The 14,152-nt window shown below is 52.4% G+C and carries 13 protein-coding genes and 1 riboswitch; of the genes, 7 read left to right on the forward strand and 6 right to left on the reverse strand.

The annotated features are described in order from the left end of the window. Window positions 1-131 precede the first annotated feature (131 nt). Window positions 132-1,241 carry an iron-sulfur cluster carrier protein ApbC gene (gene apbC, locus UTM25_RS04820; protein WP_194400582.1) on the forward strand — a complete coding sequence of 370 codons (1,110 nt, stop codon included), beginning with the start codon at window positions 132-134 and terminating at the stop codon, window positions 1,239-1,241. 96 nt (window positions 1,242-1,337) lie between these two features. On the opposite strand, the gene UTM25_RS04825 is transcribed toward apbC, so the two are convergent. Together UTM25_RS04825 and UTM25_RS04830 are read right to left on the reverse strand one after the other, a co-directional pair. Continuing rightward, on the reverse strand, window positions 1,338-1,793 hold the full coding sequence (locus tag UTM25_RS04825) for a GNAT family N-acetyltransferase (RefSeq protein ID WP_230598703.1): 456 nt from the start codon (window positions 1,791-1,793) through the stop codon (window positions 1,338-1,340). After that, window positions 1,768-2,100 carry an RcnB family protein gene (locus UTM25_RS04830; RefSeq protein WP_023336316.1) on the reverse strand — a complete coding sequence of 111 codons (333 nt, stop codon included), beginning with the start codon at window positions 2,098-2,100 and terminating at the stop codon, window positions 1,768-1,770. Before UTM25_RS04830 ends, UTM25_RS04825 begins: the two co-directional genes overlap by 26 nt. Before the next feature lie 486 nt (window positions 2,101-2,586). Between UTM25_RS04830 and UTM25_RS04835 the strand changes: the two genes are divergently transcribed. From UTM25_RS04835 to UTM25_RS04850, 4 genes are all read left to right on the forward strand, one after another. After that, window positions 2,587-3,726 carry a polysaccharide export protein gene (locus tag UTM25_RS04835; protein ID WP_109845306.1) on the forward strand — a complete coding sequence of 380 codons (1,140 nt, stop codon included), beginning with the start codon at window positions 2,587-2,589 and terminating at the stop codon, window positions 3,724-3,726. Further along, a complete protein-coding gene (locus UTM25_RS04840) occupies window positions 3,726-4,175 on the forward strand; it encodes a protein tyrosine phosphatase (protein WP_063440815.1) in 450 nt (149 codons plus the stop codon). The genes UTM25_RS04835 and UTM25_RS04840 overlap by 1 nt, the downstream gene beginning before the upstream one ends. Beyond that, on the forward strand, window positions 4,175-6,355 hold the full coding sequence (locus tag UTM25_RS04845; RefSeq protein ID WP_194400587.1) for a polysaccharide biosynthesis tyrosine autokinase: 2,181 nt from the start codon (window positions 4,175-4,177) through the stop codon (window positions 6,353-6,355). The genes UTM25_RS04840 and UTM25_RS04845 overlap by 1 nt, the downstream gene beginning before the upstream one ends. Before the next feature lie 76 nt (window positions 6,356-6,431). Then, entirely contained in the window at window positions 6,432-6,947 is a 516-nt protein-coding gene (locus UTM25_RS04850; protein WP_194400589.1) for a protein disulfide oxidoreductase, read from the forward strand. A 34-nt stretch (window positions 6,948-6,981) separates the two neighbouring features. Here the strand turns inward: UTM25_RS04850 and UTM25_RS04855 are convergent, their stop codons facing one another. The 4 genes from UTM25_RS04855 to UTM25_RS04870 all read right to left on the reverse strand — a co-directional run bounded on the left by UTM25_RS04855 (window position 6,982) and on the right by UTM25_RS04870 (window position 11,800). Beyond that, window positions 6,982-8,448, reverse strand: coding sequence for a pyridoxal phosphate-dependent decarboxylase family protein (locus UTM25_RS04855; protein WP_023312433.1), 1,467 nt, complete (start codon window positions 8,446-8,448; stop codon window positions 6,982-6,984). An 18-nt stretch (window positions 8,449-8,466) separates the two neighbouring features. Continuing rightward, complete coding sequence (locus UTM25_RS04860) at window positions 8,467-9,843, reverse strand: diaminobutyrate--2-oxoglutarate transaminase (RefSeq protein WP_014884533.1); 1,377 nt, start codon at window positions 9,841-9,843, stop codon at window positions 8,467-8,469. Between the two features lie 313 nt (window positions 9,844-10,156). Then, on the reverse strand, window positions 10,157-10,591 hold the full coding sequence (locus UTM25_RS04865; protein ID WP_194400591.1) for a hypothetical protein: 435 nt from the start codon (window positions 10,589-10,591) through the stop codon (window positions 10,157-10,159). 210 nt (window positions 10,592-10,801) lie between these two features. Continuing rightward, window positions 10,802-11,800, reverse strand: a complete 999-nt coding sequence (locus tag UTM25_RS04870) for a YadA C-terminal domain-containing protein (protein ID WP_233469396.1) — start codon at window positions 11,798-11,800, stop codon at window positions 10,802-10,804. A gap of 619 nt (window positions 11,801-12,419) precedes the next feature. Further along, window positions 12,420-12,516, forward strand: a riboswitch (TPP riboswitch). Window positions 12,517-12,551: 35 nt separating this feature from the next. Between UTM25_RS04870 and thiM the strand changes: the two genes are divergently transcribed. Together thiM and thiD are read left to right on the forward strand one after the other, a co-directional pair. Beyond that, the gene (thiM, locus tag UTM25_RS04875) at window positions 12,552-13,322 is read left to right on the forward strand and encodes a hydroxyethylthiazole kinase (protein WP_194400593.1); all 771 of its coding nucleotides are present in this window, start codon (window positions 12,552-12,554) and stop codon (window positions 13,320-13,322) included. Continuing rightward, the gene (gene thiD / locus UTM25_RS04880; protein ID WP_023312429.1) at window positions 13,319-14,119 is read left to right on the forward strand and encodes a bifunctional hydroxymethylpyrimidine kinase/phosphomethylpyrimidine kinase; all 801 of its coding nucleotides are present in this window, start codon (window positions 13,319-13,321) and stop codon (window positions 14,117-14,119) included. Before thiM ends, thiD begins: the two co-directional genes overlap by 4 nt. Window positions 14,120-14,152 lie beyond the last annotated feature (33 nt).

Consider the following 14,152-nt stretch of genomic DNA (forward strand, 5'->3'; position numbering starts at 1 on the left):
CATTACTTCTTTTAACTGTGAAAAGGGTTTTTGATATTACCAAAAGGGGCATTATTAAGTAAGCACAAACCACGGCCTTTCAGGTAAACTTGTTCATCTAAGGTCTTATTCACAAGAACAAAGGAGTCGGGATGAGTTCTCAATCCCAGGCCAAATCACCGGAAGCCTTACGAGCAATGGTCGCCGGGACGCTGGCTAACTTTCAGCATCCAACCCTGAAGCACAATCTCACTACGCTGAAAGCGTTACACCACGTTGCCTGGCTGGACGATACCCTGCACATTGAGCTGCAGATGCCGTTCGTCTGGACCAGCGCTTTTGACGCGCTGAAAGAGCAGACCAGCTCTGAGCTGCTGCGCATTACCGGTGCGAAGGCGATCGACTGGAAGCTGAGCCACAGCATCGCCACGCTGAAGCGCGTGAAAAACCAGCCTGGCGTGAACGGCGTGAAAAATATCATTGCCGTCAGCTCGGGCAAGGGCGGGGTAGGGAAATCTTCTACCGCCGTTAACCTGGCGCTGGCGTTGGCAGCGGAAGGGGCAAAGGTCGGTATTCTGGATGCCGATATCTACGGTCCGTCTATTCCGAACATGCTGGGCGCGGAAAACCAGCGGCCCACCTCGCCGGACGGGACCCACATGGCGCCAATTATGGCTCACGGTCTGGCGACCAACTCGATCGGTTACCTGGTGACCGACGATAACGCCATGGTCTGGCGCGGCCCGATGGCCAGCAAAGCGCTGCTGCAGATGCTGCAGGAGACAATGTGGCCGGATCTGGATTATCTGGTGCTGGACATGCCGCCGGGCACCGGTGACATTCAGCTGACGCTGGCGCAGAACATTCCGGTCACGGGGGCGGTCGTCGTGACTACGCCGCAGGATATTGCGCTGATCGACGCCAAAAAAGGCATCGTGATGTTCGAGAAGGTGGAAGTGCCGGTGCTCGGTATCGTCGAGAACATGAGCGTGCACATCTGCAGCAACTGCGGTCACCACGAACCTATCTTCGGTACGGGTGGTGCAGAAAAACTGGCTGCGAAGTATCACACTCAGCTGCTGGGGCAGATGCCGCTGCACATTACCCTCCGTGAAGATCTGGACAGCGGAAAGCCGACGGTGGTCAGTCGGCCGGACAGCGAATTCGCGGAAATGTATCGCCAGCTGGCGGGATGCGTTGCGGCGCAGCTCTACTGGCAGGGCGAAATCATTCCGGGGGAAATCGCGTTCCGCGCGGTGTAGTTCCTCAGCTCCGAATTGCCGGGTGGCGCTTCGCTTTACCCGGCCTACAAATTGCACCATCACGTAGGTCGGGTAAGGCGAAGCCGCCACCCGACTTTAACCCAACCGATAGTGCATCAAATAATACTCTCCGTCCGGAGAATCACCCGTCGCCTCAATATGCCAGCCGTGTCGCTGGTAAAACGCAATAGCCCGCGCATTCTTCACCAGGCACTTAAGCGAACCCGTACTGGTAAACGTTTTCTGTACGTGCTCAAGCAACTCATGCCCGACGCCCATGCTCTGATACTGCGGATCGACAAACAGGTTGTGCAGGAAATTATCGTTCGTCCAGACGGAGGCAAAACCCAGACGATGACCGTTCTGAGCAGCAACCCAAATCACTTCGTCACGGGTTGCTGCGTCAAAGTCTTCAAGCTGCCAGTCTGCACTGTCCAGCCATGGCCAGGCTTCACGCCGGGCGTGGAGGTAGAGCGTGCGCAGGAAAGGGCGGTCACTTTCCTGCCATGGGCGAATCACAATTGAGTTAGCGGTGATAGAAAATATCTCCATTGTAGGCTTTGTAGATCTTGCCATCGGCATCGCCGATCAGCACGTAGTTCTCACCCATATAGGTCCAGTGGGTTCCGGCATCCGGAGCCGGCAGGTTACGTAACTGGTACTGTTTGATGGTGTACTCCGGCGTTTGATACTGCGCCGGCGCCGTGTCGCCAATCTTGAATTTCGTAAAGTCAGCGATGAACTCTTGTTCTTCATAGGCCTTGATGCCCGATGGCGCAGCGGCCGTTTGCGGGGCAGCGAATGCAGATCCCGCCAGAGACAGTAATACACCCAGAAGCAGCAATTTACGCTTAGCCATTTTTTCTCCAGTGATATCGTTACAGATACTTTTCGTCTGCAGGTCGTGCAAAGCGGAGCAGACAGTCCATTTTAAGTATCAACGCAGGGTATGTTTGAAAAAAAATGTAACAAAAGTGGACGGTTTTGTGTAGTCGAATGGGATGATGTTTATCACTGTGGTGAATATTGCCTGCTCTTTATATTTTTAAAATTTATTATTTCACTAATTAATTCTGAAAATAACTTTTGACATCAAAATTGGACTGATGTGTGAATGCTTTCTCTCTGAAGACGATTTAATATGCCTTCAGGTGAAGCGGTCTGACTTCCTTTTTTCTTACAGGGTTGAGTATTGCTTTCGTGTCTTAGAGAGAGGTTTGTCCACATTTTACAATGTCAGAATTTCATATTGCATGAAAATAATCAATTAAATTTCATGGCGTTAGGTTTGATCTCTTTGCAGGGTTAACGATAAGCGCAACGTTAAAAAGAAATATTTATACAAATGAAAAGTACAACTGCATTTTCGCTGTTATTTCTCACCGTTAGTCAGTTAACGGGGTGTGTATTTTCCCCCGGCCAGAACTTAAGTGTGTCCGGGAAAAAAGTCATTGCGGCAGAAGACGTTAATTATAATCTTGATAAGCGCGTGGAAATTTTCCCATTAACGCCGGGATTGATTGAAAAACTGCGTCCGACCGTATCGAAATCTCAGGCAAATCCTAATCTGGATGAGCAGATCAAAAACTGGGAATACCGTATTGGCACAGGCGACATCCTGACGGTCACCGTCTGGGATCACCCTGAATTAACGACGCCCGCGGGACAATATCGTAGCGCAAGCGATGCAGGCAACTGGGTCAACGCCGATGGTACGCTCTTTTATCCCTACGTCGGTAAGCTGCGGGTCGCGGGAAAAACGGTTTCACAGGTACGTGAGGAGATTACAGAGCGACTGGATAAAGTCATTGAGAGCCCGCAGGTGGACGTCAGCATTGCCGCCTTCCGTTCGCAAAAAGCCTATGTCACCGGAGAGGTCGAAAAATCGGGCCAACAACCCATAACGAATATTCCACTGACGGTGATGGATGCGGTTAACGCCGCTGGCGGTCTTTCTGCGGATGCCGACTGGCGTAACGTCGTGCTCACGCATGATGGCAAGGATTCCCGACTTTCGCTCTATGCGCTGATGCAGCATGGCGATTTGACTCAAAATAAACTGCTTTATCCGGGTGATATCCTGTTTATTCCCCGGAACGACGCGCTGAAAGTGTTCGTGATGGGCGAAGTGGTCAAGCAGAGTACGCTTAAGATGGATCGTAGCGGCATGACGCTGGCCGAAGCCCTGGGAAATGCTGGTGGACTTAACCAAAATATGGCCGATGCAACCGGCATTTTTGTTATTCGGCAGGTATCTAAAAAAGGCGACACGGACAAAATTGCCAATATCTATCAACTGAATGCGGAAGATGCGTCAGCCATGGTGCTGGGTACGGAATTCCAGCTGGAGCCGTATGACATCGTTTACGTCACTACGGCACCATTATCACGCTGGAATCGCGTAATCACCCAGCTGGTGCCTACCATCAGCGGCGTCCATGACCTGACCGAAACCGTTCGTTACATCAGATCGTGGCCGCAGTAATGTTTCAGTCAATCTTAGTGGTCTGCACCGGCAATATTTGCCGCTCACCGATTGGTGAGCGGCTGTTGCGTCAGCAATTACCCGGCAAGCAGGTGACCTCAGCAGGTATTTTTGGACTTGAAGGACGCCCGGCGGATGCGGCTGCGCAGGCTGTCGCCTGGCGTCATGGCGTTTCGCTGGAAGGGCATGTTGCCCGAAAGGTGACGCGCAGCCTGTTGCAACAATCCGATTTGATTCTGGTAATGGAGCCGGAACACCTCCGTTTTATTGCCGCAATGACCCCGGAGAACCGGGGAAAATCGCTGCTCTTTGGACAATGGCTGGAGACCAGGGACATTCCCGACCCGTATCACAAAAGTCGCGAAGTCTATGAATATGTTTTCGAGCAATTGGGGAAAGCCAGTCAGGAATGGGCTCGTCGTTTGAGTCAACAAGGAATGAAGCCGTAATGTCGTCTTCTAAATCAGACAAATATAGTGCTGCGACACCGCAGAATAATGAAATCGATCTTCTTCAGTTGCTTGCTGAGATGTTTGACAACCGGGTGACGATCGCGTGCGTCACGCTCTTGCTCACGGTATGCTCGGGTATCTACGCGTTCAGCGCCACGCCAGTTTATCAGGCTGATGCCATGGTGCAGGTAGAAGCGAAGCAGAGTAACTCACTGCTCAAGAATCTGACCCCTTTCGAGTCTGAACTCTCGCCAGAGGTCGCGCCGGAACTTTTACTCCTTAAATCACGGATGATTCTGGGAGAGACCGTTGATCAATTAGGGTTGACGTACAACGCCAGGCGACGCGTGTTTCCTGTCATCGGGCCGTTATGGGAACACGTGCGGGGACGTAAATCCGATGAAATAACGATTGGCGCGCTGACTATTCCCCTTCTGGAAGGTAAGCCACAAACGCTTTTACTCACCGTACAGGGGAAAGGGCGGTATCGTCTTGAGGGAAAAACGCTTCAAGCAGAAGGCACAGTGGGGAAAACGCTGGTTAAAGACGGAATGTCGCTTCTGGTGACATCCCTCAGCGCGGAACCAGGAACCGAGTTTACCCTCGAAACCATAACAAGGCTTGACGCGATCAACGCCATTCAGAACAGGCTTACGGTTGGTGAGTCGGCGAAACAGAGCGGTATGATCGCATTAACGTTAATGGGTGAAGACCCCGCCAGGATCGCCACGGTACTTAATACCATTGCTGAAAATTTTCTCAGCCAGAATATTGCGCGCCAGGAAGCCAAAGATTCCCGCAGCCTCACGTTCTTACAGGAGCAATTACCTAAGATCAGTCGGGAGCTGGATGAAGCTGAAGCGCGTCTGAATGCCTACAGAGAGCAACGCGATTCAGTCGACTTATCTCTGGAAGCAAAGTCAGTCCTTGATCAGGTTGTTAACGTGGAAAATCAGCTTAACGAGCTGACGTTCCGCGAAGCAGAGGTTTCACAACTTTTCAAAAAGGACCATCCCACCTACCGTGCCCTGCGGGAGAAAAAACAAACGCTTGAACGCGAGCGTGCGCGCCTGAATAATCGCGTCTCAACCATGCCTTCCACGCAGCAGGAAATCTTACGGCTGAGTCGTGACGTTGAATCCGGGCGTACCATATACCTGCAGTTGCTGACGCGTCAGCAAGAGCTGAGTATTTCGCGTTCCAGCACTATTGGGAACGTGCGGATTATTGACCCGGCCGTGGTGCAGCCAGAGCCGATCAAACCGCGCAAAGCGCTCATTATCCTACTGGGTATGCTGATGGGGTTGATGCTCTCTGCCGGCATAGTTTTAGTGCGCTCAGCCTTTAATCGGGGTATTACCTCGTCTGAACAACTAGAAGTGCAGGGGATACCGCTTCTGGCGACGCTTCCGCGCTCGGTGTGGCTCTGGAAAAAAACGCACCTGCGCAGGAGAACCTTGTTTGCTTCCCACTGGGAGCACAGGACGTCGAACGTTCCTTTTCTGCCCGTTGACCGCCCGGCAGATAGGTTTGTCGAGGCGGTGCGAGGGCTGTGCACCAGTCTGCATTTTGCCATGATGGATGCCACAAACCGGATTGTCGTGGTGTCTGGACCCACGCAGGACTGCGGAAAGACGCTGGTCAGTACTTCAATGGCGTCGATTGCCGCTCAGGCCGGACAGCGAGTGCTGTTTATTGATGCGGATATGCGCAAGGGATATGTCCACAATGTGTTCAAACTGAGCAATCATCGGGGATTATCCTGCGTGCTCGGAGGAGACATTGAATGGCAGGCGGCTGTTCAACGCGTTGAGAAAGGCGGTTTTGATGTATTGACCTGCGGACCCCAACCTTCACATCCCGTTGAGCTGCTCATGAGTGAACGCTTCCAGGCCGTGATGTCGCAGATAGATAAACTGTATGACATCGTGATTGTCGATACCCCACCTGTGCTTGCCGTAACGGATGCCTTGCTGATAGCCCGAGCAGCGGCGACCACGCTGCTGGTCGCCCGCTTTGGTAAAACTAACGTCAAGGAGATCGAGAACTGCCTGAAGCGTCTGCAGCAAATGGGCGTGCAGGTGAATGGCGCGATCCTCAATGATATCGTGAAATCTGCCGTGCTTTATTACAACTCGGGATATAGCCATTACGACTACGGTTATACCCAGGAATAAACCTGACGCGACATTTCTTTACAGCGTGATGGCATATTGCCCGTTAAGATGACCTTCGTTCAAACATGAGGTCATAATGGATAACCGCAAATTCAGTCGACTGCGCCGCTGGGCGCGGGAAGGGATAATACTCGTTCTGCTGACGCTGGCCGTAGTGTGGGGTGTTGATCGGTATCGAAAACCGTCACTCCCCGCCAGTTTTAGTGCAACACCGATGCAGAGCATCGACGGCAACGTTCATGATATCTCGGCGCTAAGCCAGGAACGCCCGCTGCTGATTTACGTCTGGGCCACCTGGTGCAGCATATGCCGTTACACGACGCCTTCCGTTAATCAGCTGGCAGAAGAAGGCGGGAACGTGATTAGTATTGCCATGCGTTCCGGTGATAACGCAAAGCTTGCGCGCTGGGTTGAAAAGAAACAGCTGAAAATGCCGGTGATTAACGATGTAAACGGTGCGTTGTCGCAGCAGTGGCAGGTGAGCGTAACGCCGACGCTGGTCATTGTGTCGAAGGGTAATGTGGTCAGTACCACGACGGGCTGGACGAGTTACTGGGGATTAAAATTAAGGATGTGGTGGGCAGGCGTATAAAATAACCCCTCTCCCGGCGGAAGAGGGGTCTGTATTACTTAGCCAGAACTTCCTGCGCGGTGCGCTCAACCAGAGACAGCAGGATTTTAATATCTTCCAGCGTCACGGTTGGGTTCAGCAGCGTCAGCTTCAGGCAGGTGACGCCGTTGTGCTCGGTCACACCAACGTTAGCACGGCCAGATTCCAGCAGCGCATCACCAATTTTCTGGTTCAGCAGGGCGATTCCCGCGTCATCCATCTGCACTTGTCCGCGGAAGCGGAACAGAACGCTTGCCAGCTGTGGCTGCATAACCAGTTCCAGAGCAGGCTGCTCTTTCACGTAGGCAGCAACCTGCTGCGCCAGGGTCACGCCGTGATCGATGATCGCCGCGTATTGCTCCTGACCCAGCGCTTCCAGGCTCATCCACAGCTTCAGCGCGTCAAAACGACGGGTGGTCTGCAGAGATTTGGACACCAGGTTAGGTACGCCCGCTTCTTCATCGAACTCAGAGTTCAGATAGGCCGCCTGATAGCGCATCAGCTCATAGTGACGCGCTTCTTTCAGCAGGAACGCGCCGCAGCTGATGGTCTGGAAGAACTGCTTGTGGAAGTCCAGGGTGACGGAATCCACCAGCTCGATGCCGTCCAGGTAGTGACGATACTGCTCAGACATCAGCAGCGCGCCGCCCCAGGCCGCATCAACGTGAACCCAGATGTTCTGCTTAGCGGCCAGCTCTGCAATTGCACGCAGCGGGTCAATAGCACCGGCATCGGTGGTACCTGCCGTCGCGACGATCGCCAGAATCTGCTCGCCGTTCGCATTGCACTGCTCAATTTTCGCAGCCAGATCGGTCAGATCCATGCGGGAGAATTCGTCCGTTTTCACCTGCACCACGGACTGGTAGCCCAGACCCATCAGCGCCATGTTTTTCTGCACGGAGAAGTGTGCGTTTTCGGAGCACAGCACGCGAATTTTGCGCAGATCGCCTACCAGGCCGTCCTGCTGAACGGAGTGGCCCTGACGCGCGAAGAACGCATCGCGAGCCAGCATCAGGCCCATCAGGTTGCTCTGGGTGCCGCCGCTGGTGAAGACACCTGCGTCGCCGGCCTGATAACCCACGCGGGTACGCAGCCACTCGATCAGCTTGATCTCAATAATGGTTGCGGACGGGCTTTGATCCCAGGAGTCCATACTCTGGTTAGTGGCGTTGATCAGCACTTCCGCCGCCTGGCTTACTACCAGGCTTGGGCAGTGCAGGTGCGCCACACACTGCGGGTGATGAACGGACAAGCTGTCTTTCAGGAAGAACTCCACGGCGCGTTCAATTGCCGCTTCGTTGCCCAGCCCTTTCGGGTTGAAATCCAGCTTAATACGGTCGCGCAGTTCTGCGACCGTTTTGCCCTGGTACATCTCAGGCTGTTTCAGCCACTGCATCACAGCCTGAGTGCTTTGTTCGATCGCCTGCTGATAAGCTTCAATGCTCTGCGCAGAGGAGAACAAAATTGGGTTTGAATCAGACATCGTAATCAATAACTCCGGTTACGCCGGGCGAACGCCCGCAGCAAGCAGTGCCTGCTCAAATTTATCCAGGAAGATTTTCAGCTCTTCGTCGCTGATCAGCAGAGACGGCAGCAGACGCAGAACGATACCGTTACGGCCGCCGCGCTCCAGAATCAGACCGGCTTCGAAGCACTTCTTCTGAATCAGTGCAGACAGCTCGCCGTCGCCCGGGAAGCAGCCCATGTGGTCAGCGGCTTCGTGTGGCTTAACGATCTCAATACCGATCATCATACCCAGACCGCGCACGTGGCCGATAACAGGATAGCGTTTCGCCATCTCTTTCAGCTGGCCTTTCAGCCATTCGCCCTGAGCGGCCACTTTGCCCGCGATGTTCTGGTCTTTCAGGATTTTCAGCGTGGTCAGGCCGGTCGCCATCGCCAGCTGGTTGCCGCGGAAGGTACCGGTGTGGTGGCCTGGCGCCCATGCGTCGAACTGCTTTTTGATACCGAGCACGGCCAGCGGCAGACCGCCACCTACGGCTTTAGACATCACGATAATGTCTGGCTCAATACCCGCGTGTTCGAAGGCGAAGAATTTACCGGTACGGGCAAAGCCAGCCTGAACTTCGTCGAGGATCAGCAGAATGCCGTGTTCCTGAGTCACTTTACGGATGCGCTGTAGCCACTCAGCCGGAGCCGGGTTCACGCCGCCTTCGCCCTGAACGGCTTCCAGAATCACCGCAGCAGGTTTACGCACGCCGCTTTCAACGTCGTTGATCAGGTTATCGAAGTAGTAAGTCAGCGCTTTCACGCCCGCTTCACCACCGATACCCAGCGGGCAACGGTACTCGTGCGGGTAAGGCATGAACTGTACTTCTGGCATCATACCGTCAACTGCTTCTTTCGGAGACAGGTTGCCGGTCACGGACAACGCGCCGTGGGTCATACCGTGGTAACCACCAGAGAAGCTGATGATACCGCTACGACCAGTCACTTTTTTCGCCAGCTTCAGAGCCGCTTCAACGGCGTCAGCACCGGATGGACCGGTGAACTGCAGGCAGTACTCTTTGCCCTGACCAGGCAGCAGAGAGAGCAGGTATTCAGAAAACGCGTCTTTAAGAGGCGTAGTCAGATCCAGGGTATGTAACGGCAAGCCGCTGGTAATGACATTTTGGATGCTTTTCAGCACATCAGGATGGTTATGGCCAAGCGCAAGGGTTCCTGCGCCTGCTAAACAGTCAAGGTATTCTTTATTATCTGCATCGGTGATCCACACGCCTTCTGCTTTAGTGATGGCTAAAGGCAGTTTGCGCGGATAACTCCTGACGTTAGATTCAAACTCGGCCTGACGGGCCAGATAGGTTTCGTTGCTTTTGTGGGCATCTACGGTGTCAATACGGACTTTATCCGTCATCATATCACTCCTACAACCGCCGCTTCGTTATGAGCCACGATTGAATAAAAAGTTAAAAAACAGATGGGGGCCTGAAAAAAACGCCGCCAATATAGAGCCTTTTGCCACGGGGCTCAATGGTTAATTTGTTTACTGTTTTGTGACATGGCGCTCAGGAGAAGGGATATCCCCTTTTTAAGAAAGAAAATTGCGCTTTATGATAAATAAAAACAGACTGTTACGTGTGTTCTGCCCCGACTGTAAATTCATAAAAAAGAGTGTGACAAATCGTGCCATTCGCTGACCAAAAAGGAGGCAGACAGCCTCCTTGTTAGCTTTATTTCTGCGATACCTGCAAAATGCCGTGGTTACGCCCCGCCGTCTTATTCCAGGACGCCGCCGTAATGCCGTTCTCATCAAGGCTTAGCGATATAACAAAACCATTACCGTGAATCTCATAGAAATGAGTATTCAGACGTTTCACGATGGCCTTTTTGCCGTTAATGGTGGCGTCAAGAAAGCCGTTTGAAATCGTGGCGTTAACCGCATCCGATGTGAAAATGGCTTCACGCAAAGGGTCGTGGACCGCAGCTGTTGTGTGCTGTGCCGCATTTTGGGCTTTTGTTTTGTGAATATCACAAGAGCCGTCATTCGCGTTCATCTCAGTACATCCTGAACGTTCTAATTGAACACGATAGTGCGCGTTAATCGCATGAGCCGGTGTTGTCGCTACCGTCAACATCAGTGCAATCCATATTAATTGAGTTTTCATGGCTAAACTTTTGTCCACCTTATAAAACGCACAGATAATAAGAGACGTACATCATGCCGATCCAAATACCGACACCAATGAGCATCAGATACAGGGTCGCTGAAATAATGATATGTCTGAGCATGTTTTTTCTGTCATTGCTATTCTTGCCGGAGGCAAGCGGGTTATTAACTTAACGGCGTCAGTTAATAATGCTTAACTTGTATTTAGTTAAAAGCCCATTCCGACGCCAACTGACGCTCCCATATTATTGGCGGTATCATCAGAGAAGCTCACTTTCGCGATGACATGTGAATTGAAGTTAACGGATGCCCCGACGGCAAGGGCGCTTTCATTATTGTACGTTGCACCGCCAGCAGAGAACATAACATGCTGATTCGTTTGTACCTGCGGTAAACCTGCCATCGCCATGGCGCCCGAGATACCGGCGTTGGCCTGCTTCTTATTATTATCCACTTCGTCATGCAATGATTTGAATTGCTGATTGGTGTTGTTATTCATTGCCTGTAACGTCTGCTTTGTTGCCTGAAGTTCTTGAGCGGTGGCGGTAACAGCCTGGCTGTTGTTGGCCACTTTCGTTTGCGTCGCTGCGTCTACCTGCACGCGCGTTACGGTAGTTGCCACACCATCTTTACCATTATGACCATCTGCGCCGTCACGTCCGTTAACTCCTGCTGCCCCCTGTGCGCCCGTATCTCCCTTATCACCTTTCGCGCCATCTTTTCCATCTACGCCGTTGACTGGTTTTGGCATATTCTCTAAAGAGGTGATGCGTTGCTCATGGTCTGTCAATACGTTGCCTTGTAATTGGGTTTGGTTTTGAAGCTGAATGATACCAGAGCCATTTTTAGCAACGTCTAATAAAGCAGTGTCTGCTTTTTGACTAGCGGTATCAGCAAGAGCACCGGCACGTTTAGCCTCACCATCAACACGATTAATTTCATCTACCCTATTACGTGATTCAGCATCTAAATCGCCGCGTAAAAGGGATATTGACGTGGTGTTAGAACTTACCCCACCTTTAAGCTTATCAATATCATCTAAATCATAAGATTTGATTGATTCGTCTTGACCATGAATGGAAAGAAAAACGTTGCTACCATCAGTTGTCTGAATCATCGCTTCAGCAGCTGTAGCAACATGGAATGAACCACCAGCAACCACATACAGTGCAAAAACAGAAATAATAGATTTATTCAAAGGTTTCATTTTAAATGACCACATCTTTAATGTATTGAAAAAATAATATTTAGCTGAACGGTTTTCATGAGACAGAGATTAACCATCAATGATGGTTGAACTCTGTCTTAATCTTTTTTAGTAACGTGAATTAACTATCAATTAAACCCAAACTAATGATTTTGATCTAAATCATAAATGATATGAATAAGTACAGCGAAGGGGTGTGGTAACTCTATGATTTATTTAATGTATACATTTATTTGTGAGTTGCACGTTAATTTTATAACTCGCTTTAAGTAATTGATTGAAAAATGAATATTTAACGTTGTTAAACAGATGAGTGAATCCTTTTTATTTCGTATGAAAGAAGTTTATATGTCTTATAAAAGAATAAATCACACGTAACAGGGCTGAAAAAAATAATAGCCTTAGTAAAAGTGCACAATAAAGATTGTCAATAACACGTTAACAATTATTGAACCAGAATTAACTAAAGCGTAATAAATATACGCAAATGACTGGAAAGTACGTCTGGAGATTTCCGCTGTGACAAACGGGGTGATAAATCGAAACTCCTTGCGCCTGGCCTACGGCCCCGGTTACACTACATTACGTTAATGAGTTTTATAACTCACTGTTTTAAAAGTGTTTTGACTCGGGGTGCCCTTCTTTGTGAAGGCTGAGAAATACCCGTATTACCTGATCTGGATAATGCCAGCGTAGGGAAGTCAGATGCCTTCCCGGTCATCGCTTCTTCACGCAAGGCAGGAGCGAACCCATGCAGCCTGACCTGCTCGATTTACACGTTTTACACCACTTCCGAACCCGTTCTCCGCTGACCCACTGTATGACCAACGATGTCGTACAGACCTTCACGGCCAACGTTTTGCTGGCGCTTGGCGCATCACCCGCGATGGTGATTGAGGCCGAAGAGGCTGAACAGTTTGCCAGCATCGCCGATGCGCTGCTGATTAACGTTGGTACGCTGACCTCGCCGCGTGCCCAGGCGATGCGTCGGGCAATAGAAAGCGCGGTGGCTGCAGGCAAGCCCTGGACGCTGGACCCGGTTGCTGCGGGCGCCCTGACGTTCCGCACCCGTTTTTGCCATCAAATCCTTACCCTGAAACCGGCCGCCATTCGCGGCAATGCCTCCGAAATTCTGGCCCTTGCCGGAATGAGCGCGGGCGGACGCGGCGTCGATACAACCGATACCGCAGCCAGCGCGGTGCCCGCCGCACAGGCGCTGGCTCGCCAGACCAATGCCGTTGTGGTCGTCACCGGCGAGGTGGATTACATCACTGACGGGCAACGTACCCGCACGGTAACGGGCGGCGATCCGTTGATGACGCGCGTAGTGGGAACCGGATGCGCGCTTTCTGCCGTTGTGGCGGCGAGCTGCTCGCTGCCGGGCGACCGGATGGATAACGTCGCTGCCGCCTGCGGATGGATGAAGCGAGCCGGAACGGTGGCCGTTGCGCAGTCGCGTGGGCCAGGCAGTTTTGCCAGCGCGTTTCTGGATGCGCTCTATACGCTGGAGGAGCAGGCATGAAGCGGATTAACGCCCTGACCATTGCCGGCACCGATCCTAGCGGCGGCGCGGGTATCCAGGCCGATCTCAAAACCTTCTCGGCCCTTGGCGCGTACGGCTGCTCGGTCATTACCGCGCTGGTGGCGCAAAACACGCGCGGCGTGCAGTCGGTCTACCGTATCGAGCCGGATTTTGTTGCCGCGCAGCTGGATTCAGTGTTCAGCGATGTGCGCATCGATACCACCAAGATCGGCATGCTGGCCGAGACGGATATTGTGGAAGCGGTGGCCGAGCGGCTTAAACGCTATCAGGTGCAAAACGTGGTGCTGGATACCGTCATGCTGGCTAAAAGCGGCGACCCGCTGCTCTCCGCCTCCGCCGTGGAGACGCTGCGTACAAAGCTACTGCCGCAGGTGGCGCTTATCACGCCCAATCTGCCGGAAGCCGCCGCGCTGTTAGGCACATCGCATGCGCAAACTGAACGCGAGATGAAAGCGCAGGGAAACGCGCTGCTGGCGATGGGCTGCGGGGCGGTGCTGATGAAGGGCGGTCATCTTGATGACGCTGAAAGCCCGGACTGGCTCTTTACCCGCGACGGCGAAGTGCGTTTTACCGCTCCGCGCGTGCAGACCAAAAACACCCACGGCACGGGCTGTACGCTCTCCGCCGCGCTGGCGGCGCTGCGCCCGCGGCATGACGGCTGGGCCGATACGGTGCGCGAAGCGAAAACCTGGCTCTCGGCGGCGCTGGCAAAAGCCGATACTCTGGAAGTGGGTCACGGTATTGGGCCGGTTCATCATTTTCATGCATGGTGGTAACCCAGTATACTGGCAGGAAACATCACGCCTGAG

It is taken from the genome of Enterobacter sp. 61D5, assembly GCF_034107965.1.
GTDB lineage: Bacteria > Pseudomonadota > Gammaproteobacteria > Enterobacterales > Enterobacteriaceae > Enterobacter > Enterobacter cloacae_M.

What these genes read in the sequence shown, in the direction of transcription:
- apbC (WP_194400582.1), top strand. Translation starts at nt 132, where the DNA reads ATGAGTTCTCAATCCCAGGCCAAATCACCGGAAGCCTTACGAGCAATG.
- UTM25_RS04825 (WP_230598703.1), bottom strand. Translation starts at nt 1,793, where the DNA reads ATGGAGATATTTTCTATCACCGCTAACTCAATTGTGATTCGCCCATGG.
- UTM25_RS04830 (WP_023336316.1), bottom strand. Translation starts at nt 2,100, where the DNA reads ATGGCTAAGCGTAAATTGCTGCTTCTGGGTGTATTACTGTCTCTGGCG.
- UTM25_RS04835 (WP_109845306.1), top strand. Translation starts at nt 2,587, where the DNA reads ATGAAAAGTACAACTGCATTTTCGCTGTTATTTCTCACCGTTAGTCAG.
- UTM25_RS04840 (WP_063440815.1), top strand. Translation starts at nt 3,726, where the DNA reads ATGTTTCAGTCAATCTTAGTGGTCTGCACCGGCAATATTTGCCGCTCA.
- UTM25_RS04845 (WP_194400587.1), top strand. Translation starts at nt 4,175, where the DNA reads ATGTCGTCTTCTAAATCAGACAAATATAGTGCTGCGACACCGCAGAAT.
- UTM25_RS04850 (WP_194400589.1), top strand. Translation starts at nt 6,432, where the DNA reads ATGGATAACCGCAAATTCAGTCGACTGCGCCGCTGGGCGCGGGAAGGG.
- UTM25_RS04855 (WP_023312433.1), bottom strand. Translation starts at nt 8,448, where the DNA reads ATGTCTGATTCAAACCCAATTTTGTTCTCCTCTGCGCAGAGCATTGAA.
- UTM25_RS04860 (WP_014884533.1), bottom strand. Translation starts at nt 9,843, where the DNA reads ATGATGACGGATAAAGTCCGTATTGACACCGTAGATGCCCACAAAAGC.
- UTM25_RS04865 (WP_194400591.1), bottom strand. Translation starts at nt 10,591, where the DNA reads ATGAAAACTCAATTAATATGGATTGCACTGATGTTGACGGTAGCGACA.
- UTM25_RS04870 (WP_233469396.1), bottom strand. Translation starts at nt 11,800, where the DNA reads ATGAAACCTTTGAATAAATCTATTATTTCTGTTTTTGCACTGTATGTG.
- thiM (WP_194400593.1), top strand. Translation starts at nt 12,552, where the DNA reads ATGCAGCCTGACCTGCTCGATTTACACGTTTTACACCACTTCCGAACC.
- thiD (WP_023312429.1), top strand. Translation starts at nt 13,319, where the DNA reads ATGAAGCGGATTAACGCCCTGACCATTGCCGGCACCGATCCTAGCGGC.